The sequence below is a fragment of the Sphingomicrobium clamense genome (genome assembly GCF_019264355.1).
Taxonomy (GTDB): Bacteria; Pseudomonadota; Alphaproteobacteria; order Sphingomonadales; family Sphingomonadaceae; genus Sphingomicrobium; species Sphingomicrobium clamense.
Window position 1 is genome coordinate 1,247,902 of sequence record NZ_JAHVAH010000001.1, and the last position, 24,540, is coordinate 1,272,441.

Annotated in this window: 27 protein-coding genes; 11 read left to right on the forward strand and 16 right to left on the reverse strand. The window is 64.3% G+C overall.

Annotated features, from left to right (window positions below; genetic code table 11):
- Positions 1-4: 4 nt before the first annotated feature.
- Both KTQ36_RS06470 and gltX read right to left on the reverse strand, forming a co-directional pair.
- Positions 5-1,291, reverse strand: a complete 1,287-nt coding sequence (locus KTQ36_RS06470; RefSeq protein ID WP_218632885.1) for a citrate synthase — start codon at positions 1,289-1,291, stop codon at positions 5-7.
- Between the two features lie 30 nt (positions 1,292-1,321).
- On the reverse strand, positions 1,322-2,737 hold the full coding sequence (gene gltX, locus KTQ36_RS06475; RefSeq protein WP_218632886.1) for a glutamate--tRNA ligase: 1,416 nt from the start codon (positions 2,735-2,737) through the stop codon (positions 1,322-1,324).
- Positions 2,738-2,762: 25 nt separating this feature from the next.
- Here gltX and KTQ36_RS06480 point away from each other — a divergent pair, with 25 nt between their 5' ends.
- The gene (locus KTQ36_RS06480) at positions 2,763-4,874 is read left to right on the forward strand and encodes a ComEC/Rec2 family competence protein (RefSeq protein ID WP_218632887.1); all 2,112 of its coding nucleotides are present in this window, start codon (positions 2,763-2,765) and stop codon (positions 4,872-4,874) included.
- A gap of 3 nt (positions 4,875-4,877) precedes the next feature.
- On the opposite strand, the gene KTQ36_RS06485 is transcribed toward KTQ36_RS06480, so the two are convergent.
- The 4 genes from KTQ36_RS06485 to KTQ36_RS06500 are packed head-to-tail and all read right to left on the reverse strand — an operon-like array spanning position 4,878 to position 8,609.
- Entirely contained in the window at positions 4,878-5,345 is a 468-nt protein-coding gene (locus KTQ36_RS06485; RefSeq protein WP_218632888.1) for a VOC family protein, read from the reverse strand.
- 3 nt (positions 5,346-5,348) lie between these two features.
- Positions 5,349-5,999, reverse strand: a complete 651-nt coding sequence (gene lexA / locus KTQ36_RS06490) for a transcriptional repressor LexA (RefSeq protein ID WP_218632889.1) — start codon at positions 5,997-5,999, stop codon at positions 5,349-5,351.
- Positions 6,000-6,059: 60 nt separating this feature from the next.
- Positions 6,060-6,647 carry an anthranilate synthase component II gene (locus KTQ36_RS06495; RefSeq protein ID WP_218632890.1) on the reverse strand — a complete coding sequence of 196 codons (588 nt, stop codon included), beginning with the start codon at positions 6,645-6,647 and terminating at the stop codon, positions 6,060-6,062.
- A gap of 12 nt (positions 6,648-6,659) precedes the next feature.
- Positions 6,660-8,609 carry a peptidylprolyl isomerase gene (locus KTQ36_RS06500; protein WP_218632891.1) on the reverse strand — a complete coding sequence of 650 codons (1,950 nt, stop codon included), beginning with the start codon at positions 8,607-8,609 and terminating at the stop codon, positions 6,660-6,662.
- A 142-nt stretch (positions 8,610-8,751) separates the two neighbouring features.
- On the opposite strand from KTQ36_RS06500, the gene tpiA reads away from it, so the two are divergent.
- The 5 genes from tpiA (at position 8,752) to trxB (ending at position 13,394) form a co-directional block, all read left to right on the forward strand.
- Positions 8,752-9,498 (forward strand): triose-phosphate isomerase, encoded by a 747-nt coding sequence (tpiA, locus tag KTQ36_RS06505; RefSeq protein WP_218632892.1) that lies wholly within the window; start codon positions 8,752-8,754, stop codon positions 9,496-9,498.
- 64 nt (positions 9,499-9,562) lie between these two features.
- A complete protein-coding gene (locus tag KTQ36_RS06510; RefSeq protein ID WP_218632893.1) occupies positions 9,563-10,159 on the forward strand; it encodes a hypothetical protein in 597 nt (198 codons plus the stop codon).
- A gap of 133 nt (positions 10,160-10,292) precedes the next feature.
- Positions 10,293-10,637: a preprotein translocase subunit SecG gene (secG, locus tag KTQ36_RS06515; protein ID WP_425600729.1), complete on the forward strand. Its 345-nt coding sequence runs from the start codon at positions 10,293-10,295 to the stop codon at positions 10,635-10,637.
- A 115-nt stretch (positions 10,638-10,752) separates the two neighbouring features.
- Positions 10,753-12,390 (forward strand): CTP synthase, encoded by a 1,638-nt coding sequence (pyrG, locus tag KTQ36_RS06520; RefSeq protein WP_218632894.1) that lies wholly within the window; start codon positions 10,753-10,755, stop codon positions 12,388-12,390.
- Positions 12,391-12,428: 38 nt separating this feature from the next.
- Positions 12,429-13,394 (forward strand): thioredoxin-disulfide reductase, encoded by a 966-nt coding sequence (trxB, locus tag KTQ36_RS06525; RefSeq protein WP_218632895.1) that lies wholly within the window; start codon positions 12,429-12,431, stop codon positions 13,392-13,394.
- Here trxB and KTQ36_RS06530 read toward each other — a convergent pair whose 3' ends face one another.
- On the reverse strand, positions 13,395-13,799 hold the full coding sequence (locus KTQ36_RS06530; RefSeq protein ID WP_218632896.1) for a hypothetical protein: 405 nt from the start codon (positions 13,797-13,799) through the stop codon (positions 13,395-13,397).
- Positions 13,800-13,862: 63 nt separating this feature from the next.
- Positions 13,863-14,162 carry an acyl carrier protein gene (locus KTQ36_RS06535; RefSeq protein ID WP_218632897.1) on the reverse strand — a complete coding sequence of 100 codons (300 nt, stop codon included), beginning with the start codon at positions 14,160-14,162 and terminating at the stop codon, positions 13,863-13,865.
- Positions 14,163-14,239: 77 nt separating this feature from the next.
- On the opposite strand from KTQ36_RS06535, the gene KTQ36_RS06540 reads away from it, so the two are divergent.
- Positions 14,240-15,700 (forward strand): AMP-binding protein, encoded by a 1,461-nt coding sequence (locus tag KTQ36_RS06540; protein ID WP_218632898.1) that lies wholly within the window; start codon positions 14,240-14,242, stop codon positions 15,698-15,700.
- Positions 15,697-16,917, forward strand: coding sequence for a pyridoxal-dependent decarboxylase, exosortase A system-associated (locus KTQ36_RS06545; protein ID WP_218632899.1), 1,221 nt, complete (start codon positions 15,697-15,699; stop codon positions 16,915-16,917). Before KTQ36_RS06540 ends, KTQ36_RS06545 begins: the two co-directional genes overlap by 4 nt.
- Here KTQ36_RS06545 and truA read toward each other — a convergent pair.
- Positions 16,914-17,660 (reverse strand): tRNA pseudouridine(38-40) synthase TruA, encoded by a 747-nt coding sequence (gene truA / locus KTQ36_RS06550; RefSeq protein WP_218632900.1) that lies wholly within the window; start codon positions 17,658-17,660, stop codon positions 16,914-16,916. The genes KTQ36_RS06545 and truA overlap by 4 nt on opposite strands.
- Positions 17,657-18,562, reverse strand: coding sequence for a methionyl-tRNA formyltransferase (gene fmt / locus KTQ36_RS06555; RefSeq protein WP_218632901.1), 906 nt, complete (start codon positions 18,560-18,562; stop codon positions 17,657-17,659). Before fmt ends, truA begins: the two co-directional genes overlap by 4 nt.
- Positions 18,563-18,619: 57 nt before the next feature.
- On the opposite strand from fmt, the gene recR reads away from it, so the two are divergent.
- Positions 18,620-19,216, forward strand: coding sequence for a recombination mediator RecR (recR, locus tag KTQ36_RS06560; RefSeq protein ID WP_218632902.1), 597 nt, complete (start codon positions 18,620-18,622; stop codon positions 19,214-19,216).
- A 31-nt stretch (positions 19,217-19,247) separates the two neighbouring features.
- The gene (gene def / locus KTQ36_RS06565; RefSeq protein ID WP_218632903.1) at positions 19,248-19,793 is read left to right on the forward strand and encodes a peptide deformylase; all 546 of its coding nucleotides are present in this window, start codon (positions 19,248-19,250) and stop codon (positions 19,791-19,793) included.
- Between the two features lie 35 nt (positions 19,794-19,828).
- Here the strand turns inward: def and KTQ36_RS06570 are convergent, their stop codons facing one another.
- Positions 19,829-20,227, reverse strand: coding sequence for a four-helix bundle copper-binding protein (locus tag KTQ36_RS06570; RefSeq protein WP_218632904.1), 399 nt, complete (start codon positions 20,225-20,227; stop codon positions 19,829-19,831).
- Between the two features lie 129 nt (positions 20,228-20,356).
- Here KTQ36_RS06570 and KTQ36_RS06575 point away from each other — a divergent pair, with 129 nt between their 5' ends.
- Positions 20,357-21,760, forward strand: a complete 1,404-nt coding sequence (locus tag KTQ36_RS06575) for a DNA recombination protein RmuC (RefSeq protein WP_218632905.1) — start codon at positions 20,357-20,359, stop codon at positions 21,758-21,760.
- Here the strand turns inward: KTQ36_RS06575 and KTQ36_RS06580 are convergent.
- From KTQ36_RS06580 to KTQ36_RS06600, 5 genes are read right to left on the reverse strand one after another with little or no spacing between them, the layout of a single operon-like run.
- Complete coding sequence (locus KTQ36_RS06580) at positions 21,757-22,155, reverse strand: hypothetical protein (protein WP_218632906.1); 399 nt, start codon at positions 22,153-22,155, stop codon at positions 21,757-21,759. The two genes, KTQ36_RS06575 and KTQ36_RS06580, sit on opposite strands and share 4 nt — an antisense overlap.
- An 11-nt stretch (positions 22,156-22,166) precedes the next feature.
- On the reverse strand, positions 22,167-22,988 hold the full coding sequence (locus KTQ36_RS06585; RefSeq protein WP_218632907.1) for an META domain-containing protein: 822 nt from the start codon (positions 22,986-22,988) through the stop codon (positions 22,167-22,169).
- 24 nt (positions 22,989-23,012) lie between these two features.
- Entirely contained in the window at positions 23,013-23,816 is an 804-nt protein-coding gene (locus KTQ36_RS06590) for a TrmH family RNA methyltransferase (protein ID WP_218632908.1), read from the reverse strand.
- On the reverse strand, positions 23,816-24,103 hold the full coding sequence (locus tag KTQ36_RS06595) for an HPr family phosphocarrier protein (RefSeq protein ID WP_218632909.1): 288 nt from the start codon (positions 24,101-24,103) through the stop codon (positions 23,816-23,818). Before KTQ36_RS06595 ends, KTQ36_RS06590 begins: the two co-directional genes overlap by 1 nt.
- Entirely contained in the window at positions 24,100-24,507 is a 408-nt protein-coding gene (locus KTQ36_RS06600) for a PTS sugar transporter subunit IIA (protein ID WP_218632910.1), read from the reverse strand. The genes KTQ36_RS06595 and KTQ36_RS06600 overlap by 4 nt, the downstream gene beginning before the upstream one ends.
- Between the last annotated feature and the right edge of the window lie 33 nt (positions 24,508-24,540).

Here is a 24,540-nt window from a genome sequence, read left to right on the forward strand (position 1 = left end):
AGTCTTAGCGCTCGCTGACCGGCACGAAGTCGCGATGCGTCGCGCCGACGTAAAGTTGGCGCGGGCGACCGATCTTCTGCTCGGGGTCAGAGATCATTTCGTTCCACTGCGCGACCCAACCGGTCGTGCGGGCGAGCGCGAAGAGCGCGGTGAACATCTCCGTCGGGAAGCCGATCGCATTGAGGATGATGCCCGAATAGAAGTCGACATTCGGGTAAAGCTTCTTCTCGATGAAATAGTCGTCGTTCAATGCGATATGCTCGAGCTCGCGCGCGACATCGAGCACCGGATCGGAGATGTTCAGTTCCTTGAGCACTTCCTCGGCCGTGGTCTGCATGACCTTCGCGCGCGGGTCGTAGTTCTTGTACACGCGGTGCCCGAAGCCCATCAGGCGGAACGGGTCGTTCTTGTCCTTAGCGCGGTCGACATATTTCTTGACGTTCTTGCTGTCGCCAATCTCGCGTAGCATGTTGAGCGCGGCTTCGTTGGCGCCGCCATGCGCCGGACCCCACAGGCAGGCGATGCCTGCCGCGATGCACGCGAACGGGTTGGCACCCGACGAACCGGCGAGGCGCACGGTCGAGGTCGAGGCGTTCTGTTCGTGATCGGCATGGAGGATGAAAATGCGGCGCATCGCATTTTCGATGACCGGGTTCACTTCGTAATTTTCTGCCGGGACCGAGAAGGTCATGTGCAGGAAGTTGCCGGTGTAGCTGAGGTCGTTGCGGGGATAGACGAAGGGCTGGCCGACCGAATATTTGTAGGCCATCGCCGCGATCGTCGGCATTTTCGCGATCAGTCGGTGCGAGGCGATCAGGCGCTGGCGCGGATCGGTAATGTCGGTGCTGTCATGATAGAAGGCCGACAGCGCGCCGACGACGCCGCACATCACGCTCATCGGGTGCGCGTCGCGGCGGAAGCCGCGGAAGAATTGCGCCAGCTGCTCGTGAACCATCGTGTGATAGGTGATCGAGTTGACGAACTCGTCCAGCTCGCTCTGATTGGGCAGGTCGCCGTGAAGCAGCAGGTAGGCGACCTCGAGGAAGCGTGCTTTCTCCGCCAGCTGGTCGATCGGATAGCCGCGATGCAGCAGCACGCCTTCGCCGCCATCGATATAGGTGATCGCACTCTGGCAGCTGGCCGTCGAGGTGAATCCGGGGTCGTAGGTGAATTTGCCGGTGGTACCGTAAAGCTTGCGGATATCGATCACGTCGGGGCCGACCGAGCCGGGCAGGACGGGATACTCGCTAGTGCCGCTTTCAAGGTCGAGCTTGGCGGTCTTGTCGGTCATTCAGTTCACTCCAGCAATATTCTGTTCGGCTCAGTTGCTCGCCTGGTCGGCGATGCGGGCGAGGGCTTCGTCGCGTCCGAGCAGGACGAGGACGTCGAAGATGCCCGGCGATGTGTTGCTGCCCGTGAGCGCCGCGCGCAGCGGCTGGGCGAGCTTCCCTAGCTTCAAATCATGGCTCTCCGCAACCGTCCGGATGATGTTTTCGACGGTTTCGATGTCCCAACGCGGGGCGTCGGACAAGGCTGCATGCGCATGCGCGAGGTTGGCGCGGGCATCCGCATCGAGCATGCCGGCCGCCTTTTCGGTCATCTCGAGCGGCCGCGACTTGAACAGGAAGGTGGCGCCTTCGGCCAGTTCGTCGAGGTCGCGGGCGCGCGCCTTGATCTCGGGCATCGCGCGGATCAGCAGGTCGCGGTCGGCGCCCTCGAAGCCCATTGCGGCGAGGCGCGGGAGGACGAGATCGGCGAGGCGCCCGTCATCGGCCTCGCGGATATAGTGGGCGTTGAGGTTGAGCAGCTTCTTCGTGTCGAAGCGCGAGGGGCTCTTGCCAATGCCTGAAAGATCGAACCATTCGATGGCCTGCTCGCGGCTGATGATCTCGTCATCGCCATGACCCCAGCCCAAGCGCAGCAAATAGTTGAAGACCGCTTCGGGAAGCAGGCCGAGCTCGTCGCGATAGGCATCGACCCCCATCGCGCCGTGACGCTTCGACAGCTTGGCACCGTCCGGCCCATGGATTAACGGGACGTGCGCATAGGTCGGTTCTTCCCAACCCATGGCACGAATAAGCGGCAATTGCCTGAAAGCATTGTTCAAATGGTCATCGCCGCGCATGATGTGCGTAACCCCCATGTCGTGATCGTCGACGACAACCGCGAGCATGTAGGTGGGTGTTCCGTCCGAGCGCAGCAGGATGAAATCGTCGATTTCCTCGTTCTTGACCGCGATGCGGCCCTGCACTTCGTCCTCGATGACGGTTTCGCCCTCGTTGGGCGTTTTCAGGCGCACGACGAAGGGCTGGCCATCTTGCTCGGGGCCGGGCGCACAATCGCGCCATTCCGAATTGATGCGGAACGGGCGTTTTTCCGCCTGCGCCTTCTCACGGAGCGCCTGCAACTCCTCCTGCGTGAGGTAGCATTTGTAGGCCGCGCCCTTGTCGAGCAGCTGCTGCGCAACCTCGGCATGGCGCTCCGATCGCTGCGACTGGAAAACGGGGTCTTCGTCGCCCAGGAGACCGAGCCAGTCGAGCCCGTCGTGGATCGCCGCGATCGCCTCGGGGGTCGAACGCTTCTTGTCGGTATCCTCGATGCGGACGAGATATTTGCCGCCCCTCGCGCGGGCGTAGAGATAATTGAACAAGGCGGTGCGGGCGCCGCCGATATGCAAGTAGCCGGTGGGCGAGGGGGCGAACCGGGTGACGACAGGTTTGTCGGTGCTTGCGCTCACGCGCTGATCCTCTCAAACAGGGGGTATGGACTTTGGTGGCGCCCCTAACACGGACGCTGCCGCGTCGCTACCGGGAAGTCAGCCTTCCCGGCTGCGCCTGCTCGGGCGGCAGATCGACGACTTTATCGAGGCCGAGCGGGCCCAGCTGCCGCTGTGGGCCGTCGTCGCCTTCGCGGCGGGCATCGGCTGCTGGTTCTGGCTTCCCCGATCCGATCAATGGATGGCCGTCATCGGCATGGCCGGGGCCGTCGCGGCGGTCGGCGTGGCCTCGGAGGGGCGACGGCGACAGGTGCTCGTATGGGGCGGTCTGCTGTTTGCGCTGGGGACGGGCTGGATTTGGCTCAGGAGCGAGAGTGTCGCCGCGCCGGTCATCGAGCGAGTCATGGTCGAAACGTTCGAGGGCGAAGTCGAACGTGTCGAGCCGCTGGTCGCGAAGGGCAGGGTGCGGCTGACGCTGGCGCCTTCGGACGCTGTCTTGCCGCCGCGATTGCGCGTGAGCCTGCGCGAGGCTCAGATGGTCGAGGGGATCGGCGAAGGCGCGGTCGTCAGGATACGCGCGCGGCTGATGCCACCCCCCGGTCCGGCGCTACCGGGCGCCTACGATTTTTCGCGCAAGGCGTGGTTTGCCGGAATTGGCGGAGTAGGCACTGCACTCGGCGATGTCGCCGTCGTCCGGTCGTCACCCGGCGGTTCGCTCGACAAGGTCAGGGCCGCACTGGGCGCCCATGTCCGCGAACGATTGCCGGGCGAAGGCGACGGAACCGCGACTGCGCTCGTGACGGGTGACAAGAATGCGGTCGCGGCTGAGCGCGCCGACCAGATGCGACGGTCGGGCCTTGCGCACCTGCTCGCCGTGTCGGGCCTGCACATCGCGGCGGTGGTCGGGGCAGCGATGCTGATCTCGTTGCGGCTGCTTGCGCTCTCGGAGCGGCTCGCGCTGCGCACCAATCTCGTGATCGTGTCGGCGGGGGTCGGGGCGCTTGCGGGCATTGGCTATACGCTCCTGACCGGCATGCAGGTGCCGACGGTTCGGGCGTGCATTGCGGCTTTGCTCGTCCTTGGCGGGCTCGCGATCGGGCGCGAGGCGCTGAGTTTGAGGCTGGTGGCGGTCGGCGCGCTGATCATCCTGCTAGTGCGACCCGAATCGCTGGTCGGTGCGAGCTTCCAGTTGAGCTTCGCGGCGGTGACGTCGATCATCGCGCTCCACGCCCATCCGCGCGTGCGCCAGTTGATCGGGCCGCGTGAGGAGGGGACGGTGTCGCGCTTCGGTCGCGGCCTGCTTGCGCTCGCGATCACCGGCCTGATCGTCGAGGTCACGCTGATGCCGCTCGCGCTCTACCATTTCCACAAGGCCGGGCTGTACGGGGTCATCGCAAACCTGGTCGCGATTCCGCTGACGACCTTCGTGATCATGCCAATGCTGGCGCTCGCTTTACTATTCGACCTGGTCGGGCTGGGCGCGCCTTTCTGGTGGGTGGCAGGCATATCGCTCGACCTGTTGATGTGGGTCGCCGAGACCGCGTCGGGAGCCAAGGGTGCGGTGGCGATGGTGCCGACCATGCCGACATGGGCATTCGCCGCCTGCATCCTGGGCGGGCTGTGGGTGTTCCTCTGGCGACATCGGGTGCGCTGGCTGGGGATCTTCCCGATCGTGATCGGGCTGCTGACCGCCGCCGTCCAGAGCGCGCCGGACCTCCTGATCACCGAAGACGGCCGCCATCTTGCCGTGGTCGAGGACGGACAACCCGTCATGCTGCGTAGCCGCAGCGGCGACTTCATCCGCGACATGCTGTCCGAGGCATCGGGTTATGATGGCAATCCCACCGCGCTGGACGACAGCCGTTTCGCCCGCTCCAATGGCGACGCCTGTGTGGCCCGGATCGAGCGGGAAGGCGACCAGCTCGACCTGCTCGCGATCCGGAGCCGCGATTTCATCCTGTGGAGCGAATTGGTCGCTGCCTGCGAAGCTGCCGACATCGTCGTGGCAGACCGGCGCCTGCCCGAGGCCTGCACGCCGCGGTGGCTCAAACTCGATCGCGCCGCGCTCGAAGAGACGGGCGGGATCGCAATTTCGCTTGGGCACAAGCGGCAAGTCGACACGGTCCATGCAGTCCGCACCGACCATCCCTGGCGCTAGGCGCTACTCCTCGGCTTCCTCGACGACGTAGACCGCAAACTCGTTTCCGGCGGGGTCGACTGCGTGGAAGCGGCGCCCCCCGGGAAAGGCGAAGATCGGGCGCACGATACGTCCACCCGCGGCTTCGACATCCGACAAAGCTGCCTCCAGGTCTTCGACGCGGATCACCGGCAGCGGTTTGTCGATCGCGTCGTCACCGGTGACGCCCGACAGGCCGACATCGGTATCGCCGGTCGTAGTCGCGCTATAGTCGGGACCGAAATCGGTGAACGTCCAGCCAAAGGCGTCGGCATAGAAGTCGCGGGTCTTGCCGACCGTCTCGGGATCGGCGGCAGGCAGTTCGAAATAGTCGAGGCGGGCAGTCACGTCTTTCTCCACCGATACGAGCGCGTCCGTGTCGTCATCGGGCACATGCTCGACGCTGCAACCGGCGAGAAGGCCGGCTGCAGCAGCAAGGAACAGTTTTTTCATCGGTCAGTAGCGGCGGATGATGCCGGCAAGGCGGCCCTGTACGCGCACCCGGCCTTCCTCGTAGCGCTGCGCCTGGTGGGTCGGGTTGGCCGGGTCGAGCCGGATGGTCGCGCCCTCGCGCCGCCACGTCTTGAGCGTCGCTTCCTCTTCGTCGACCAGGGCCACGACGATCTCGCCATCGCGCGCGCTGTCGACCTTGCGGATCAGCGCGAAATCGCCGTCGAGAATGCCTTCCTCGATCATCGAATCGCCCGACACTTCGAGCGCATAATGTTCGCCCGGTCCGAGGAGGGCGGCAGGGACCTGGAAACCTTCGGTACCCTGCAGCGCCTCGATGGGGGTGCCCGCCGCAATCCGTCCGTGAAGGGGGATCTCGATCACGTCGTTCGCGGGGGCGGGGACGACAGGCATCGCGGCGGGGGTCGGTGCCGCTTCCATGCCGTCGGGAAGCTTGATGACTTCGAGCGCGCGTGCGCGATTGGGGAGGCGGCGAATGAATCCGCGCTCCTCCAGCGCACCGATCAGGCGATGGACACCCGACTTGGACGCCAGCCCCAAGGCCTCGCGCATTTCATCGAAACTGGGCGAAACGCCGTCGTCGTTGAGACGCGAATTGATGAAGGCGAGCAATTCCTTCTGCTTGGCGGTCAACATGTGCACCCCTCGTCACTGGTAAACGAATAGGGAACAGTTAGAGAACGTATTGCGCCTCTGTCAAGTCGTTTTGCTATCGCAAATGCGCAAGAAAGCGCTCAGCATGGCGTGACCATGTTCGCTCGCGACGCTTTCGGGATGGAATTGAATACCATGCGCCGGCGCGTGCTCGTGACGCATGGCCATGACCAGCCCGTCATCGCTCCACGCATTGGGTCTTAGCGGTGAATACGGTTCCGGGACGGCCAGCGAATGGTATCGCGTTGCATCTAGCGGGCTGGGGAGTCCTTCGAAGACGCCGCTCTGATCATGACACACGCGCGCGACCTTGCCGTGCACGGGAGCCACGCGGTCGACCTTCGACCCGCAAGCCAGCGCCAGCGCCTGATGACCCAGGCAAATCCCGAGATAGGGGCGGCGGTCGTCGACGGCCGCGGCAGCGAGCGAGACGCTGATCCCGGCGTCTTGCGGCGTACCGGGCCCGGGGGATACGAGAATGCCGTCGTCACCTCGAGCCATCGCCTGCTCGACGCTCAGCGCATCGGCGCGGACGACGTCGACCTCAGCGTCCAGCGACCGGAGATAGTCGACCAGCGTGAAGGTGAAACTGTCGTAATTGTCGAGGACCAGGATCGACGGCGCAGCCATAAGCGCGGCGCCTTACTGGCCCCCGCCGGTGATGCGCTGGCGCGTTGCGGCAATGACGCTTTCATTGCGGCTCACCCCGACATCCTCGCGCACGGCGCGAAGGAACTGTTCGGTCAGCTCGTTCCCGAACACCTGGCGGAAGCCTTGCGACGTCTGCGAGACGAGTCCGGGATTGGTCGTCGCGTCGCCGCGCTCGATCCCGACCGTCTTGACGACGTAGATGCCTTCGTTGGTAGCGCCGCCCGTCACCCGCGACTGACCCTCGGTGAGGTTGAACATCATCTGCACCGGCGCGGGGACATTGCCCTGGAATTGCGCGAGGTCCATGCGGCGGAATTCGATTTCGCGAACGGCGGGCAGGTCGATGCCTTCGTCCGCCTCCGCCTTGGCGACGGCATCGCTGGTGGACGCGCCACCGGCCATGGCCTGCTGGATCGCGGTGGCCACGCGGCGGGCAGCGGCCAGCGCCTCGCGCTCGATAAGGTCCTGGCGAACCCGATCGCGAATTTCGGCCAAGGGAGCGGGCGCGGCCTCGATGATGTCGCCGACCGCAACCATGACGAAGCCCTCATCCTCTCCGACCACGGCGACTTCTGGATCGTCGCCCGCGAACATCTGGAACCCGTTGGTCAGCGCCTGCTGATAGCCATCGGGCAAGCGATAGTCCGGGTTGTCGAGGTCGCGGCCGCTGGCGGTGATGGCCGGGGTCTCGGTGATCGTCAGGCCGGTTTCGGCAGCGGCTTCGGTGAAGCTCGCTCCGTCGCGGATCAGGTCTTCGAAGTCGGCGACCTTTTCGGACAGCGACGCCTGGCGCTGGGCGGCGCGTAAATCCGCGATCACCTGCGCGCGGGCTTCGGCAGGCGAAGTGCCTCCCTCACTGCGGATCGAGTCGACGCGAACCACGTGCCAGCCGAACGACGAACGGACCGGGCCGACGATCGAGCCGGCGTCGACGCTGTTGGCAAAGACGGCTGCCGCCACACCCTCGGAGGTAAGGTCTTCGAACTGCTCACGCGTCTGCGGTCCGACCGAGACGTCGGCAGCCGAAAAGCCCTGCGGGGCCACGGCGTCGGCAAAGCTGCCCTCGCGCGCGGCATCGGCCACCATGACCGCCGTCGCTTCGTCGGGAAGCACGACCTGGCTGATCACGCGGATGTCCTGCGAGGAGAATTCGGAAGCGCGCGCATTGAGCGACGCGGTGATTTCCGCTTCGGACGGCTCGGCGACCGACACGCTGTCGGGCGTGATAGCCGCAAAGCGCAGGACGCGCTGTTCGGGCACCATGTAGCGGACCGCCTGCGCGCGGTAGAAGCCCTGGATCTGTTCGTCGGTCGGATCGATCCCGGCCGCGAACGGTGCGGCGGGGACCATGACCACCTCGGCCTCGCGACGCTCGAGCAGCATCGACGCGTAGGGACGCGCGATGCCGTTGGGGACGCGCACCTCGGCCGCCACCGGCACCAGCATCAGCCGGTTGAGCAACTGTAGTCGGAATTCATCACGGATCTGCGCATCGGTCAGGCGGGCCTGCGACAGGAAGGCGCGATAGGCCGCGTCGGAGAATTTGCCGTCCGCGCCAGTGACGTTCGGAAGGCGCGCTATCTCGGCGTCGATCAGACGCTTGGACAGGATGAAGCCGTTATCCTTGGCGAACGCCTGCAGCGCTCGTTCGGTGATGAGGCTTTCGAGGATGGGGTCGAAGAGCGGGTCGAGATCGGGATAGTCGGCCTCAGGGTTCTGCTGACGCTGGCGCGCGAGTTCCTGCTCGAGCGCGTCGCTCATCTGGCGATCGGTCACCGGTTCGCCGCCTGCTTCGGCAAGGTTGCTCGTCCGCGCGCCGCCGCCGACACCCACATTGCTGATATCCGCCATCGCGAAAGAAAAGACGATAACGGCGCCGATCACGATGATGATGGCCATGCCGACCTTGCTGTTCGACATGTTGCGGAAAGCTGAAATCATGGCAGGGGGCGACTTTCGCGGTTCTGGAAGTTGGCGACCGCTTTAGAGAGCGGCCATTCGAGTTTCAACCGAACTGGCACTTGGCCCGTCAAAATCAAGATGCTAGGCCCCCGCGGTCCGATTTCGAAGGGGAGGCTGGGACATGGCGCGGCGCAAGCTGATCGCGGGAAACTGGAAGATGCACGGGATCGCGGGCGATCTCGGTGAAATCACGCGAATCTCGATGGCGTCGGAAACGCTGTCCGACATCGATACGGCCATCTGCGTGCCGGCGACGCTGATCGAGCGAGCCTCGGAAGCCGCGCCGGGCTTCGTTATTGGCGGGCAGGACGTTCATGCCGAACCGCGGGGAGCCTTCACCGGATCGATCTCGGCGGCCATGCTGGTCGATGCCGGGGCCGAAACCGTCATCGTCGGTCACAGTGAACGGCGCGAGGCCTTTGGCGAGACCGATGCGCAGGTCGCTGCCAAGGCGGCCGCCGCGCTCGCGGCAGGGCTCGATGTCATCGTCTGCTGCGGCGAGAGCCTCGACGTCCGCGAGGCCGGAAACGCGCTGGAGACGGTCGGCAAGCAGATCGTCGCGTCGCTCCCGGGTGAAATTCCTGAGGGAAAATTGTCGGTGGCCTACGAACCGATCTGGGCGATCGGCACCGGAAAGGTCGCCGGTCCGGACGAGATTCGCGAGATGCACGCTCACCTTCGCGGCGAGTTGGGCAAAGCGCGCGGCGAAACGTTCGCGAACGAAACGAAAATCCTCTATGGAGGTTCGGTGAAAGGCGAGAATGCGGGGGACATTCTGCATCTCGACCATGTCGACGGGGCGCTCGTGGGTGGAGCGAGCCTCACCGCCGACCAGTTCATCCCGATCATGAATGCAGCTGCACGGTAACGTTCAGCTAGGTTTCATGTCGAAACTGTATAAAAGACCTAATGAATTCAAAGGGAAGGGTTACATGAAGAAGATTATTACTGCACTTGGTGTTGGCGCGCTCGTCGCCGTGGCTCCGGTTTCGCCTGCGTTCGCACAGGCTCTCGAAATCGTCGATCCGCAGGGTGAAAAGGTTGGCCACATGGTCAGCATGGACACCGAAACCGGCATGATCACGCTCAAGACCGACAAGTATGAAATCGTCCTGCCGAAGACGAGCTTTACGCCCAATGGCGAGACGATGATGATCGCGATGACGCAGGCCGAGCTCAACGCCGAAGTCGAGCGTGGCAAGAAGGAACTCGCCGACACGGTCTCGATCGGTCGCGACGTTCGTGACGCCGACCTCGTCGCTGCCGGCACCATCGAAGCGATGACTGCCGATGCCGCGATGATCCGCCTGACCAACAACACGGTCGTGGCTGTGCCGCTCAATGGCATCACGCCGCACCTCGAAGGCGCGATCCTTGGCTACCGCGTGGCCGACCTTGCCCCGCACGGTGTCGAACTGACCCCGGAGCAGGTGCAGGAGCAGGTTGCCGCTGCGGCTGAAGCCGCCGCCGAAGCCGAAGCCGATGCCTCGGCAGGTGCGCCGGCCGCCGGTGACGCCGCCGCCCAGTAAAGCGACGCACACAGTGAAAGATGAGGGCCGGGTCGTTCGCGAACCGGCCCTTTTCTTATGATCGATTGAAATATTCGGTGAGCGGCCCTAGATGGCTGCCGATACGGAAACTTCCTAAGACGAGACCCAAGACATGCTGTTCACCTTCCTCCTCATCGTCCAAACGCTGGTTGCGCTTGCGCTGGTGTCGGTCATCCTGATGCAGCGCTCGGAAGGCGGCGGGCTTGGTGTCGGCGGATCCTCGTCGGGCCTCATGACGGCGCGCGGCGCGGCAGACTTACTGACCCGTTCGACCGCGATCTTGGCGACGATCTTCGTCGGACTCTCGATCACGCTTGCCGCGGTCGCCAGCACGCGTGGCGACACGCAGACGATCGACACCTCGCTGGTCGGTGAAACCGCGCCGACACAGCAGACTGCGCCGCAGCCGGCTCCGGCCGAGCCGGTCGACGAGAATGGCGTGCCGCTGGCCCAGTAGGTCGGCCGACCCGTCAAATCTTCACTCGGGGTCCTGCGGGGCCCCGATTTTTTTGCGTTTTCGATGATTTGGGTGCTTGCCAGCAGGGGCCAACCGCCCCTAAGGCTCGACTCCCATGGCGCGGTTCATTTTCATCACCGGCGGCGTGGTCTCCTCGCTTGGCAAAGGTCTTCTCGCAGCGTCCCTCGGGGCGCTTCTCCAGGCGCGTGGCTACAAGGTCCGCATCCGTAAGTTCGACCCGTATCTCAACGTGGATCCGGGCACGATGTCCCCTTACCAGCATGGCGAGGTCTACGTGACCGACGACGGGGCGGAAACCGACCTCGACTTGGGCCATTACGAACGCTTTACCGGCGTCTCTGCGCGCCAGAGCGATAACGTCACTTCGGGCCGCATCTACTCTGACATCATCGCCAAAGAGCGCCGCGGCGACTATCTGGGCGCGACGGTGCAGGTCGTTCCGCACGTCACCAACCAGATCAAGGAATTCGCGCAGAACGATATCGATGGCCTCGACTTCGTCATCTGCGAAATCGGCGGCACGATCGGAGACATCGAAAGCCTGCCCTTCATCGAGGCGCTGCGCCAGCTTAAGAATGATCTCGGCACTGGCCAGACCGTCTTCGTCCACACGACCCTGGTCCCCTACATCGCGGCGGCGGGCGAGCTGAAGACCAAGCCGACCCAGCACAGCGTACGCGAGCTGACCAGCTACGGCATTCAGCCGCAGGTGCTGCTGTGCCGTTCCGAGCATCCGATTCCGGACAATGAGCGCCGCAAGATCGCCTTGTTCTGCAACGTGCCCGAAAGCGCGGTTATCCAGGCCTTGGACGCGCGCTCGATTTACGACGTGCCGCTCTCCTACCATCGCGAAGGTCTGGACGGCGAAGTGCTCAAGGCGTTCGGGATCGACCCGGCCAAGACGAAGCCCGATCTCACGCGCTGGACCGATATCATGGAGCGTGTCGACCATCCCGAGGGCGAGGTCACGATCGGCGTGGTCGGCAAATATGTCGCGCTGCCCGATGCCTACAAGTCGCTTCGCGAAGCGCTGGTCCATGGCGGCTTTGCCAACAAGGTGAAGGTCAACATCAAGTGGCTCGACGCCGAGATGTTCGAGGGTGAGCCCGAAGATCTCGCTGCCGAGCTCGAACCGCTCCACGGCATCCTCGTGCCCGGCGGGTTCGGCGAACGTGGGAGCGAAGGCAAGATCGCGGCGATCAAGTTCGCGCGCGAACGCAAGATCCCGTTTCTCGGCATCTGCCTCGGCATGCAGATGGCGTGCATCGAAGCCGCGCGCCACCAGGCGGGGATCAGCGACGCGACCACCACCGAATTCGGTGAGGAAGGCGAGCCGATCGTCGGTCTCATCACCGAATGGATGAGCGAAGAGGGCCTCCAGAAGCGCAGCGCGACGACCGATCTAGGCGGCACGATGCGTCTCGGCGCCTATGACGCCAAGCTCTCGCCCAATTCGAAGGTCGCCGCGCAATATGGCGAGACCGACATTTCGGAGCGTCACCGCCACCGCTACGAGGTCAACTCGCATTACATTCCCAAGCTCGAGGAAGGCGGCCTGATCTTCTCCGGCATGAGCCCCGATGGCGAGCTTCCCGAAATCGTCGAACGGCCGGACCACCCCTGGTTCATCGGCGTCCAGTTCCACCCGGAGTTGAAGAGCCGCCCGTTCGACCCGCATCCCCTGTTCACCGGCTTCATTGGCGCCAGCCTCGAGCATAGCCGCCTGATGTAGTCTTGAAGGGCCACGGCCCGTTACCTAGGTTCCGAACCATGTCCGATATCAAGCACACCAAACTTCTCGTCCTCGGGTCCGGCCCCGCCGGTTACACCGCCGCCATCTATGCCGCGCGTGCGGGGCTCAAGCCCATCGTCGTGCAGGGTGTCCAGCCCGGCGGCCAGCTGACCACCACCACCGATGTCGAGAATTATCCCGGCTTCCGCAACGTCATCCAGGGTCCCTGGCTGATGGAAGAGATGAAGGCGCAGGCCGAGCATGTCGGGACCGAGACGGTGTGGGACCACATCAACGAGGTCGACCTGGAATCGCGCCCGTTCCGCCTGAAGGGCGATGCGGGCGAATATACGTGCGACACGCTGGTCATCGCGACGGGTGCGCAGGCCAAGTGGCTGGGACTGCCGAGCGAAGAACACGCCAAGGGCAAGGGCGCGAGCGCCTGTGCGACCTGTGACGGCTTCTTCTATCGCGGCAAGAAGGTCGCGGTCATCGGCGGCGGCAATACTGCGGTCGAGGAAGCACTCTACCTCACCAACCATTCGGACGACGTCACGCTGATCCATCGCCGCGACGAGCTGCGCGCGGAGAAAATCCTGCAGGATCGCCTTTTCGCCAACGAGAAGATCAAGGTGCTGTGGGATCATACGGTCGAGGAATTCGTCCTCGACGGCGATCCCGAGGGCCTCGTCGGTCTCGACGTGAAAAGCACCAAGACGGGCGAGGTCAGCCGCGTCGAGTGCGAAGGCGCCTTCGTGGCCATCGGCCATGCGCCGGCGACCGAGCTATTCCAGGGCAAGCTCGCGATCGACAGCGACGGCTATATCGAGGTCGAACCCGGCACACCGCGCACCTCGATCCCGGGCGTCTATGCCTGCGGCGATGTCATGGACAAGCATTACCGCCAGGCCGTGACCGCGGCGGGCACGGGCTGCATGGCCGCGCTCGATGCCGAGCGCTACCTTGCGGAACTGGAGTTCGCCGAGAAGGAAGCGGCCGAGTAGCTACTCGCTGGAGCGCGACACGATCCAGCGGTCTTCGGGGTCCGTGACATTGGTCGCGGTCCAGCTGCCGTCTTCGCGAAGGTCGCTGTAGGCGTAACAGGCTTCTTCAGCACCTTCGTTCGTGATGCAGAAGCCTTCGTCGGTCATCGAATAGGTGCCCTCGACGCTATTCCCGTCACCGTCGACGCTCGTCACCTTGCCGTCGCCCGTCGTGGTCTGGGTCAGCACGGTGCCGTCGTCCGACGTCGCAGTGTAGGTGCCCACGACCGGACCGCCGTCAAAGGTCGTCGCCTCGGCCTCGGCCTCGACTTCGGCCTCCATGCTGGCGCCCGGCTCGACGGTTGCTTCGGGCTCGGCTTCGCAGGCCACAAGGCACAAGGCCATCGGAACGATGAGATAACGCATATCTGGTCTCCCCTGTTGAAGGAGAGGGCGTAACAGCATTCGAGAGGGTTCGGAAGGTGAGCGCTAAACTGCGCCGAGCGCTTTGCGATGCGCAAAAGCGACAAGGCGTCCGTAGGTCATCAGGTCTTCGGCCTCGAGATCGTCATCCTCGATCAGGATGCCGAGCCGCTCTTCCATGGCGGTGAGCAATTGCGCGACGGCCATCGAATCGAATTCGGGGAGCGCGCCGAACAGCTCGGTGCCGGTGTCGAATCGCGCGACCCGCGCGGCGTCGATGCCGAGCGTGTTGGCAAGCAGGATGCGCAGCGTCGCATCGACCGTGTCCTCGTCGCTCTTGGCGGCCATGATGTCGTCTCGTGCCATGGTTTCGCGCCCCTAGAAAACCCTAGGGGAAAGCGCAAGCTTTTGCGCTGCGACATGCGAGCGGCTAGGGCGGGGCGATGATCAAGCCGATCGACCACCTCCCGCAGCAAGGTGCACCTCAGGCCATCGCCATCGTCGTGGGCGAGGAGCGGCTGGACTATGCCGGGTTGGAGGAGCGGGTCGGTCGCGTTGCGGCAAAACTCCGCGCGCTCGGTGTCGAGCCGGGCGACCGGGTGGCGAGCTGGGACAAGAAGACGATGCTCGCCGCGATCCTGCCGATGGCGGTGGCGCGGGCAGGGGCGATTCATGTCCCGATCAATCCGCTGCTCAAGGCGGCGCAAGCGACGCACATCCTCGAAGACAGCGGCGCGAAGCTGCTCATCGCCAACAAGGCGCGGTTCGAGAGTGTCGAATGGGAAGGAGTAGCGAGCGAGGACTGGGAGGATGGCGAGGACGCGCTTGAGCCCTCCGCCGCCAACCCCGATACGCCTGTCGCGCTGATGTACACGTCGGGCTCGACCGGAAGACCCAAGGGCGTGATGCTCAGCCATGCCAACCTCTGGCTCGGCGCGGACAGTGTCGCGACCTTCCTCGGGCTGGAGGCTCATACGAAGAGCCTGTGCGTCCTCCCGCTCTCCTTCGACTACGGTCAGAACAACCTGCTCGCCACGCTCTATGCGGGCGGGACGGCAGTGCTGTTCGACTATCTGCTGCCGAGAGATGTCGCTCGGGCCATCCAGCGCTACGAAATCACCTATCTGGGCGGAGTGCCGCCGCTCTGGCACCAGCTGGCGCGGCTGGACTGGTCGAGCGGCGCGGGCACGAGCCTCGAAACGCTCGCCAATAGCGGGGGCCATGTGCCCGAGCCCCTTTACCGAACGCTGCGCGAAACATTCCCGCAGGCGAAGCTGCACTTGATGTACGGGCTCACCGAAGCTTTCCGCGCCGCCAGTCTCGATCCGCTGCTCGCCGACACGCATCCCGATAGCGTCGGCACCGCCATCCCCCATGCAGAGCTGATGATCGTGCGCGAAGATGGCAGCCTGTGCGACGCGGATGAGGAGGGGGAGCTGGTCCAGGCCGGCCCGCTGGTCGCGCAAGGCTACTGGAACCAGCCCGAAAAAACCGCCGCCCGCTTCCGTCCCGCGCCCGAGGCGAGCGAGATGGGCGGCACCGCCGTCTGGTCTGGCGATCGCATGGTGCGTGGCAAGGACGGACTCCTGCGCTTTCGCAGCCGCGCTGACGCGATGATCAAGGTGTCGGGCAACCGCCTGTCGCCTACCGAAGTCGAGGAGATCGCGCTCGAAAGCGGGCTGGCGAGCGAAGCGGTCGCGATCGGAAAGCCCGACGAGGAACTCGGCCAGCACATCGTGCTCCACGTCGTCGCTGCAACCCAAGAAGATGACGACACGATGCGGAAATACTTTCGTGAGCAGGCGCCGTCCTACATGATGCCGCACATGATCGTCTGGCACGCACAAATGCCCACGGGACCGAACGGCAAGGTCGACCGCGTCCGGCTGGAGAAAATGGGATGAAGGCAAATGGACCGATCCCGCCTTTCTTCGAAAGCACCCGCGACGGCCAGCTGTGCATCGGCGGCAAGGCGGCGGGCGACTGGATGGGCGAAGGCGATGCGCCGATGTTCGCCTATGCGCGCCCGGTGATCGAGGAGAAGATCGCGCAATTTCGCGCCGACATGCCCGAGAGGCTTCGGCTCCATTATGCAGTAAAAGCAAATCCTTACCGGCCTTTGCTCGATTTTATGGCAAGTCGCGTCGACGGCTTCGATCTCGCTTCGCGCGGCGAGCTGAGCCGGGTGGAAGGCATCGACCTGCCGCTGTCGATGGCAGGACCCGGCAAGAGCGATGCCGATCTCCACGCGGCCATCCTCGCAGGCGTCACGATTCATCTCGAAAGCGAGGGCGAAGCCGATCGCGCGCTCGCCGTAGCCGAGCAAGTGGGCATGACTCCCAAGCTCGCCGTGCGCGTCAATCCGCCCTTCGCGCTCAAGGGCGCGGGAATGAAAATGGGCGGCCTGTCGAGCCAGTTCGGCGTCGATGCCGAGCGCGTCCCGGCGCTGGTCACATCGCTGATCGAACGCGGTGCCGATTGGCAGGGCTACCATCTCTACGCCGGATCGCAGTCGCTGAGCGCCGACGCCATCGTCGAAAGCCAGCGCGAAAGCCTCAAGCTGGTGGTGGAAATCACGAACGCCACTGGTGAGATGCCGTCGGAAGTGAACTTGGGCGGGGGATTCGGCATCCCTTACTTCCCGGGCGACGAACCGCTCGATACGAAGGTCGTCGGCGAAGCGCTCGAGAACGAATTCAACACGTTATCGGACGACTTTGCGAAGACGCGATTGATGCTCGAACTGGGTCGATGGCTGGTCGGCGAAGCGGGCGTCTATCTGACCCGCGTCATCGACAGGAATGTCAGTCACGGTCGCACCTACCTGGTCACCGATGGCGGGCTCCAGCACATGCTCGCCGCGTCGGGCAATTTCGGACAGCTGCTGCGGCGCAACTACCCCGTCGCGAACGCTACGCGATTTGCCGCCGAAGCGACGGAGGAAGCGAGTGTCGTCGGCCGTCTGTGCACGCCACTCGACCTGCTCGCCGACGAAATCATGCTGCCGAAGACCGAGGTCGGCGATGTGATCGCGATCTTCTGTGCGGGGGCCTATGGACTGACGGCCAGCCCCAATGGTTTCCTGTCGCAGCCGATGGCGGGCGAGGCGCTGACCGACTAGTCGTCGGGGTAGAGCGCTTCGAGGAAGTAGAGACCCTCGGGCGGCGCATTTAGCCCCAATTCCTGCCGATCCTTGGCCTCTAGCGCGCGACTGACGTCAGTTTTGGTCCACTGGCCTCGACCAACCAGCGAAAGCGTGCCGACCATCGATCGCACCTGGTGATGCAGGAAGCTGCGCGCGGCGGCGTGGACCAGGATTTCGTCGCCATCGCGCTCGACGTCGAGCCGGTCGAGTGTTTTGACCGGGCTTTGCGACTGGCAATGGACCGAGCGGAAGGTGGTGAAATCGTGCCGCCCGACCAGCGCCTGTGCCGCCTCGTGCATCGCCTCGACGTCCAATTCCTGCGGAATGTGCCAGACGTGACCGCGGCGCAGCGCTGCCGGCGCGCGGCGATTGAGGATGCGATAGAGATAGCGCCGCCCGATGCACGAGAAGCGCGCATGCCATTCGTCGTCGACCTCGCGCGCTTCGGTGACCGACACGGGGGCAGGGCGCACCAGCGCGTTGATCCCTTCGCGCAAGCGGTGCGCGTCGAGCGGCTTCTCGATATCGACATGGGCCGTCATCGCCAGCGCGTGCACGCCTGCATCGGTCCGTCCGGCAGCGTAGAAACGCACCTCTTCGCCCGTCATGCGCTCCACCGCTTCTTCGAGCGTCTGTTGGACCGAAGGGCCATGGTCCTGCCGTTGCCACCCCATGAAGGGCGCGCCGTCAAATTCGATCGTGAGCCGCCAGCGCGTCATCCGAGGCGTGTGCCTTCGGGCAGGGCAAAGCCGCGCAGCAAATCGTCGGCGTCGGCGGCAGGCTTGCCGGCACGTTGGGCCCGCGTGACGCGGATGGCCCCGTCGCCGCATGCGACCGTCAGTCGATCGTCGAGGACCGTGCCTGCATCTCCGTCACCGTCGCTCACCTCGCAGGCGAGAATCTTGAGCCGTTCGCCCTTGGCCTCGGTCCAGGAGCCGGGGAAAGGGGCGAGCCCTTGCACATGGCGCGCCACGTCTTTCGCAGGGCGCGACCAGTCGATCCTGGCTTCGGCCTTGTCGATCTTCTTGGCGTAGGTCACGCCCTCTTCAGGCTGTTCCTGAGGGGTGCAGGCGTCCGGCGCCTTGGCCCATGTCGCAACCATCGTTGCACCGAGAACCGCAAGTTCCTCAGTCATTTGCGCGGCATTCTTGTTTTCAATCGGCAAGGCAATTTTCATCAGCATCGGGCCGGTGTCGAGCCCGGCCTCCATCTGCATCAGCGTGATGCCGGTAATCTCATCACCCGCCATGATCGCTCGCTGGACCGGCGCTGCCCCGCGCCAGCGCGGGAGGAGCGAAGCGTGGACGTTGACGCAGCCGAGACGCGGCGCATCGAGGATGGCCTGCGGCAGGATCAGCCCGTAGGCGGCAACGATCGCGACGTCGGCATCGAAGGCAGCGAACTTGGCCTGCTCTTCTGCGCTTTTCAGGCTGGTGGGCGTGTGCGCAGGGATGCCCAATTCCTCGGCGCGCGCGGCGACCGGCGTGGGCTGCAGCTGCTTGCCGCGCCCTGCACGACGCGGCGGCTGCGAATAGACGGCGACGACGTCATGGCCGGCCTCGACGAGGACATTGAGGGTGGGGACCGCGAAATCGGGGCTGCCCATCATGATGATCTTCATGGTGACAGCCCATAGCCGTCTCTTGCGCGCCTCGCCAACACCCCTATGAGAGAAGCCATGGCGAGCCAGGAAATTGATGCGTTGACGCAGGCGCTTGCGCGGCTGCCGGGGTTGGGGCCCCGGTCGGCGCGGCGCGTCGTGCTACATCTCATCAAGAAGCGCGATACCTCGCTCGAACCGTTGCTCACCGCGCTCGCCGAAGTGGGCGAGAAACTCACCGAGTGCTCGAATTGCGGCAATGTCGACACGAAAGATCCGTGCACCGTCTGTTCGGACCCGCGCCGTGACGAGAGCATGCTGTGCGTGGTCGAGGAAGTCGCCGACCTGTGGGCGCTCGACAAATCACGGTTGTTCCCGGGGCGCTACCATGTGCTTGGCGGCCGGCTGAGCGCGCTCGATGGCGTGCGCCCCGAAGACCTGTCGATCGATCGGCTGCTTGAGCGGATCGAGAAAGGCGGGGTCGACGAGGTGGTGCTCGCGATGAACGCTACGCTCGAAGGGCAGACCACCGCGCATTACCTTGCCGAACGGCTCGAGGGCTTTCCCGTGCGGATCACCCAACTGGCCACCGGCCTGCCGGTAGGTGGCGAACTCGACTATCTCGACGAGGGCACGCTCGCGCAGGCATTGCGCCTTCGTCGTCCCGTCGCTTGAACCCATTCAATTGAAAGACTAAATAGCCCCCATGGCCATTTTGAAGATTTACGAGACGCCCGACGACATGTTGCGGCAGATTAGCAAGCCGGTCGAGGAAGTGACCGACTGGCACCGCAACCTGATCAAGGACATGTTCGAAACGATGTACGACGCGCCGGGCATCGGCCTTGCCGCCGTGCAGGTGGGCGAACCCATCCGCCTGATCGTCATGGACTTGCAGGAGCCTGAAAATCCCGACGATCCGGAAAGCCCGGTCGTCAAGGAGCCGCGCGTCTTCATCAACCCCGAGATCCTCGAGAGCAGCGACAGCGAGGTGCCCTACACCGAAGGCTGCCTGTCGGTGCCCGAGCAATATGCCGACGTCATGCGCCCCGACCGTATCAAGGCGCGCTGGCTCGACGAGAATGGCGAGCAGCACGAGCAAGAAATGGACGGCCTGTTAGCTGTCTGCCTGCAGCACGAGATGGACCATCTCGAAGGCGTGCTGTTCATCGACCATTTGTCGAAGCTCAAGCGCGACATGGTGCTAAAGAAGCTCGCCAAGCAACGGAAGTTGCAGAAGAAAGCCGCTTAAAGCGAAGGCCCCGGGATTTCCGGGGCCTTTCCATTTTACGGGGTGATGGTCTCGGCGGCCTTGCGGCAGTCTTCGGCGCATTCGCGGCAGATCTGCGCGCACAGCTTGCAATGATCGTGGTCGTGCTTCTCGCATTCGGCAGCGCAGGCTTCACAGACACGGGCGCAGAATCCGAGCATTTCGATCAGGATCTGCTCGTTCGACCCGGTACGCCGCAATCCGAGGCGCGTGGTCGCTTCGCACACGTCCGCACAGTCGGAACAGGTGCGGACGCACTGGCTCATGTCCATCCGTTCCGCGGCGCAGGCGTCGGCGCAGCTCAAGCACATTTTCGCGCAGTACATGGCATGGTGGACGGCGTCGCCCAGCGGGTCGTTGACGTGCCCCGACTTCTTCACGTCGGGATGCAGCGCGATCATCTTGCGAATGGACATGGGACTTCTCTCCTGTTGGACCTTCAAGAAACCCGACGAATGGGGTCGCGCTCGGTTCCGATCATGGTAAGCTTTGAGTAACGATGCCGTCCTAGCCTCGCCGGCGGGGACATGAGGGGAAGCGTTCAAATGGACTTGGTTACGATTGCGTTGTTGGTGGTGGCGGTGATCGCCGCGCTTGGTGCAGGACTCTTCGTGGGCTGGAAGGCTGCGCAGAAGAGCACCGAGGGGCTGCGTGACGACAACCAGTTCCTGCGTCAGGCCAAGGAAGCGGCCGCCAACGACCTCGCCGCCGAAAAGCAGCGCGCCGCGCGCGCCGACGAATATAAGGCGCTGCTCGAGGAAGTGACGAAGGAGCGCGATGAAGCCAACAAGGCACGCGCCGCGATGGAGGCCGATGCGCGCAACTTCGAAACGCGGATCAAGGACGTCGAGGCGATGCGCAAGGATCTCGCCGTCGAATTCTCCAAGGTCGGCGACGAGATGCTCGCCAAAGCCAACAAGGAATTTCTCGAGAAGGCCGGGCTCAAGTTCGGCGAACTCGACAAGGAAACGCAGGCCAAGATGCAGGCGCTGGTCGGGCCGCTGCGCGAATTGCTCGACCGACAGGAAAAGAAGATCGCCGAGGTCGAGAAAGAGCGCGTCGATCAATATTCGGGCCTTAAAGCCGTGATCGAGGAAGTGAAGCAAGGGCAGGGCCAGGTCCGCGACGAAGCACGCAACCTCGTCAATGCGTTGCGCTCCGGGCCCAAGCAACGCGGCCGCTGGGGCGAAAAGACGCTTGAGAACGTGCTGCAGCAGGCCGGGCTCGCCGAGCATATCGATTACCAGACCGAAGTTTCGGTCGACACGGATGACGGGCGGCTGCGCCCCGACGCGATCGTCAACCTCCCGGGCGGGCGCAAGCTGGTGATCGACAGCAAATGCGCGCTCAACGCCTATCTCGACGCGGTCGACGAGGTCGATGAGGAAAAGCGAAGCCGCCACTTCGCCGCCCACGTCGCAGCGCTCAAGAAGCACGCGCAGGACCTGGGCTCGAAAAGCTACTGGGCGCAATTCGACGATGCGGCGGACTATGTCGTGATGTTCGTTCCGGGCGAGCATTTCCTCAACGCCGCGCTCGAGCAGGATGCAGGCCTGTGGGACTGGGCGTTCGAGAAGAAGGTCCTGCTCGCGACGCCCACCAACCTCGTCGCCATCGCGCGTACGGTCGCGAGCGTCTGGAAACAGGAGAAGCTTGCGGCAGAGGCCGGCGAGATCGCCGCGCTAGGCCGCGAATTGCACTCGCGCCTCGCAACGATGGCCGATCATGTCGCCTCGATGCAGACCAACCTGTCGCGCACCAACAACGCGTTCAACAAGATGGTCGGCAGTTTCGAGAGCCAGGTGCTGACGCAGGCCCGGCGCTTCGAGGATTACGGCTCGGGAAGCGCCAAGGAGCTACCCGACCTCGGCACGGTCGAGAGCGTGCCCCGGCAGCTCACCAAGATCGTCAAGAAGGAGGGCGCCAACGACGCCGACGACGCGGCCTAGTAAGGCTCGCGATCGTTGCCGTTGGGCGGGCCGCCACAGCCGGTCAGCGTCTGGTTGTTGACCGTCACCGTCACCGTGTGCGGGTAGGTGGTCGTGTCGTAGCCTTCGAGTGCGCATCCCTGACGGTTCACGATCGCAGTGATCTTGCTCCCCTGATAGGTGTCGCCGTTGGGGCTGGGCAGGAAATCGACATAGGGGTCGGACGTCGCCAGGCCCTGCGTCGTCTGGAACGTCATACCGCTGTCGCGGATCATGAGCTGCCAGCCATCGCCGACTGCATTATAGGCCAACGGCGTCGGTGCCGACGTCGACGGGCCGGTCGTGGGATAACGATCCTCGGTCGAGGCGCAGGCGGTCAGCACAAGGGCAGCGCCCAAAGTCAATATGGTCTTCATGGGTCCTCCGGTTAGCGGATGCGGCGGGCTTCGATCCGGCCCGAGCGGTTGGATAGGGTGAGGCGGTCGCCATCGACGCGCACGTTGAGCGGCTGCGACAGGACATTGGAGCCCGACGTCTCCCAGCTCATGTCGGGACAACCCATGCGCGTCATCATCTGCGCGCCGACGGTCAGCCGGTCTCCATTCTGCTGGTATCCCGCATTGATCGTGTTGCAGCCGAACTTGGCCTGCAGGCGATTGTCGGGGAAGAAATTGAGGTAGAAGTCGCGCTGGGGCGTCTGGCGACCGTTGAGCGCGGTGACCTGCCAGTTGGTGCGTTCGAGCATCGCGCTGCCGCCATAATTGTCGCCGGGATAGCCTTGCTCCCATCCCTGGCCGTACATGCTCTGCGGTGCGCCGCAGCCGCGATAATAGCGGCCGTCGACACGGACATCGACGCGGTCGGGATAGATGCGATCGCTCATGCCGTCGCTGCAGCGTTCGCGGCGGATCGTCACCTCGATCCGACGTCCACGAAATTCGTCGCCATAGCGCGAGGGTTCGACGGGCGGCGTTCGTTCGACCACCGAAAAACCGTTCATCTCCTCGAAGCGCATATCGCGGCGGTCGATGGTGAGCGACCAGAACGGCTCCGTCCCGCTCGCCTTGTAGGGCTCCTGCACGCCGGGCTGATTATTGGGATAGGGCGTGGGGTAGGGGGCCGGATAGGGCTGCGGGTAGTCCTGCGGACGCTGTGGATAGGGCGAGCCGTAGGGGTCGCCATACTGGCCGTACTGCGTACAGGCGGCGAGCGAGAGGGCCAGGAGCGCGGCGGGAAGCAACTGTTTCATGGGCAGAACAACCGCCCACGAGGGCTAGCGGTTCCGCCAGGCGTGACGCACTTCGAAGGCGGTAACGGCGGCGGCAATGGCCGCATTGAGGCTGTCGGCCTTGCCCGACATCGGAATTTTTACGAGCAGGTCGCACTCGGCCTCATAGGCGTCGGGCAGGCCCTGGCTCTCATTGCCGATGAGAAGGAAGCAGGGCGCTTCGTAGGGCGCGTCGCGATAGTCATGCTCGGTCTGGAGGCTGGTGCCGACCAGCTGGCCCGGACCCGAGCGCAGCCACGGGAGGAAGTCGTCCCAGCTTGCCTGCGCGAGCGACTGGGTGAATAGCGCCCCCATTGAGGCGCGAACGGTCTCGACCGCAAACGGATCGGCACTGTCGTCGATCAGGATCAGCCCGCCTGCACCCACTGCATCGCCGGTGCGCAGGATGGTGCCGATATTGCCCGGATCGCGCAGCTTCTCGCCGACGACCCAGAGGTCCGACTTGCCGCGATCGAGCGCGGCGAGCGAAGTGTCGGGCTGCCGGTAGGCGCCGAGCAGCATCTGCGGATTGTCTTTGCCGCTCATCTTCGACAGCAGGTCGGGCGGACATTCGATGCAATCGCCGCCGGCAGCCTCGACCGCCGCGATCATCTCCTGCGCCAGCGGATGCTGCGCGCCCTGGAGCGCGAAGGCGAGAATCTCGGGAAGGCGGCCTTCCTCGCGCGCTTCGGTGAGAATGCGCAGGCCTTCGGCTAGGAAGAGTCCCGACGAGCGGCGCGCTTTCTTGTCGCGCAGCGAACGCAGCAGCTTGACGGTGGAGTTGGAGAAGGCGGTGATCTGCCGGGGCATCACTCTTCCCCGAAACGTGCCTTGATCAGACCGCACAGCTGGTCCAGCGCGTCATTGGTGGCCGCTTCGTCGTCGCTGTCGACATGGACGATGACGCAATCGCCCATCGCGGCGCCGAGCATCATCAGCCCCATGATCGACTGACCGGTGACCTTGTTGCCGTCCTTTTCCACTTCGACGGTGACACCGTCGCCAAGCTCGGTCACGAGGTTGACGAACTTGGCGCTCGCACGCGCGTGGAGTCCGCGGCGGTTGCGGATCTGGATTTTGCGCTGGACGTGGCTCAAGCCGCTGCTTCCCCGAGGATCTCGGAAGCGACCGAGATATATTTGGTGCCCGCTTCGCGTGCGGCGGCGACGGCCTCGGACACGGTCATCGTCTTGCGCGCGCCGTCGAGGCGGATGAGCATGGGCAGGTTGACGCCCGCAATCACTTCGACGTCGCCCTGGTCCATCAGGCTGATGGCAAGGTTCGACGGGGTGCCGCCGAACAGGTCGGTGAGGATGATGACGCCCTGGCCCTGGTCGACCGACTTCATGGCCTTGGCGATATCCTTGCGCCGCGCCTCCATGTCGTCATCGGGGCCGATGCAGACGCAATCGATCGCTTCCTGCGGGCCGACGACATGCTCCATGGCGTGCACGAACTGGGTCGCCAATTGCCCGTGGGTGACCAATACCAAACCGATCATTGACTGCTTTCCGCTCACTGATTCTCTTCTTCG

Coding starts and splice junctions, on each gene's coding strand:
- KTQ36_RS06535 (WP_218632897.1), bottom strand. CDS start 14,162: ATGGCACGAGACGACATCATGGCCGCCAAGAGCGACGAGGACACGGTC.
- KTQ36_RS06575 (WP_218632905.1), top strand. CDS start 20,357: ATGGACTTGGTTACGATTGCGTTGTTGGTGGTGGCGGTGATCGCCGCG.
- recR (WP_218632902.1), top strand. CDS start 18,620: ATGGCGAGCCAGGAAATTGATGCGTTGACGCAGGCGCTTGCGCGGCTG.
- KTQ36_RS06470 (WP_218632885.1), bottom strand. CDS start 1,291: ATGACCGACAAGACCGCCAAGCTCGACCTTGAAAGCGGCACTAGCGAG.
- KTQ36_RS06545 (WP_218632899.1), top strand. CDS start 15,697: ATGAAGGCAAATGGACCGATCCCGCCTTTCTTCGAAAGCACCCGCGAC.
- fmt (WP_218632901.1), bottom strand. CDS start 18,562: ATGAAGATCATCATGATGGGCAGCCCCGATTTCGCGGTCCCCACCCTC.
- KTQ36_RS06485 (WP_218632888.1), bottom strand. CDS start 5,345: ATGAAAAAACTGTTCCTTGCTGCTGCAGCCGGCCTTCTCGCCGGTTGC.
- KTQ36_RS06480 (WP_218632887.1), top strand. CDS start 2,763: ATGGACTTTGGTGGCGCCCCTAACACGGACGCTGCCGCGTCGCTACCG.
- KTQ36_RS06580 (WP_218632906.1), bottom strand. CDS start 22,155: ATGAAGACCATATTGACTTTGGGCGCTGCCCTTGTGCTGACCGCCTGC.
- KTQ36_RS06600 (WP_218632910.1), bottom strand. CDS start 24,507: ATGATCGGTTTGGTATTGGTCACCCACGGGCAATTGGCGACCCAGTTC.
- KTQ36_RS06510 (WP_218632893.1), top strand. CDS start 9,563: ATGAAGAAGATTATTACTGCACTTGGTGTTGGCGCGCTCGTCGCCGTG.
- lexA (WP_218632889.1), bottom strand. CDS start 5,999: ATGTTGACCGCCAAGCAGAAGGAATTGCTCGCCTTCATCAATTCGCGT.
- KTQ36_RS06530 (WP_218632896.1), bottom strand. CDS start 13,799: ATGCGTTATCTCATCGTTCCGATGGCCTTGTGCCTTGTGGCCTGCGAA.
- KTQ36_RS06590 (WP_218632908.1), bottom strand. CDS start 23,816: ATGCCCCGGCAGATCACCGCCTTCTCCAACTCCACCGTCAAGCTGCTG.
- KTQ36_RS06570 (WP_218632904.1), bottom strand. CDS start 20,227: ATGTCCATTCGCAAGATGATCGCGCTGCATCCCGACGTGAAGAAGTCG.
- KTQ36_RS06495 (WP_218632890.1), bottom strand. CDS start 6,647: ATGGCTGCGCCGTCGATCCTGGTCCTCGACAATTACGACAGTTTCACC.
- KTQ36_RS06585 (WP_218632907.1), bottom strand. CDS start 22,988: ATGAAACAGTTGCTTCCCGCCGCGCTCCTGGCCCTCTCGCTCGCCGCC.
- def (WP_218632903.1), top strand. CDS start 19,248: ATGGCCATTTTGAAGATTTACGAGACGCCCGACGACATGTTGCGGCAG.
- KTQ36_RS06540 (WP_218632898.1), top strand. CDS start 14,240: ATGATCAAGCCGATCGACCACCTCCCGCAGCAAGGTGCACCTCAGGCC.
- secG (WP_425600729.1), top strand. CDS start 10,293: ATGCTGTTCACCTTCCTCCTCATCGTCCAAACGCTGGTTGCGCTTGCG.
- pyrG (WP_218632894.1), top strand. CDS start 10,753: ATGGCGCGGTTCATTTTCATCACCGGCGGCGTGGTCTCCTCGCTTGGC.
- tpiA (WP_218632892.1), top strand. CDS start 8,752: ATGGCGCGGCGCAAGCTGATCGCGGGAAACTGGAAGATGCACGGGATC.
- trxB (WP_218632895.1), top strand. CDS start 12,429: ATGTCCGATATCAAGCACACCAAACTTCTCGTCCTCGGGTCCGGCCCC.
- KTQ36_RS06500 (WP_218632891.1), bottom strand. CDS start 8,609: ATGATTTCAGCTTTCCGCAACATGTCGAACAGCAAGGTCGGCATGGCC.
- truA (WP_218632900.1), bottom strand. CDS start 17,660: ATGACGCGCTGGCGGCTCACGATCGAATTTGACGGCGCGCCCTTCATG.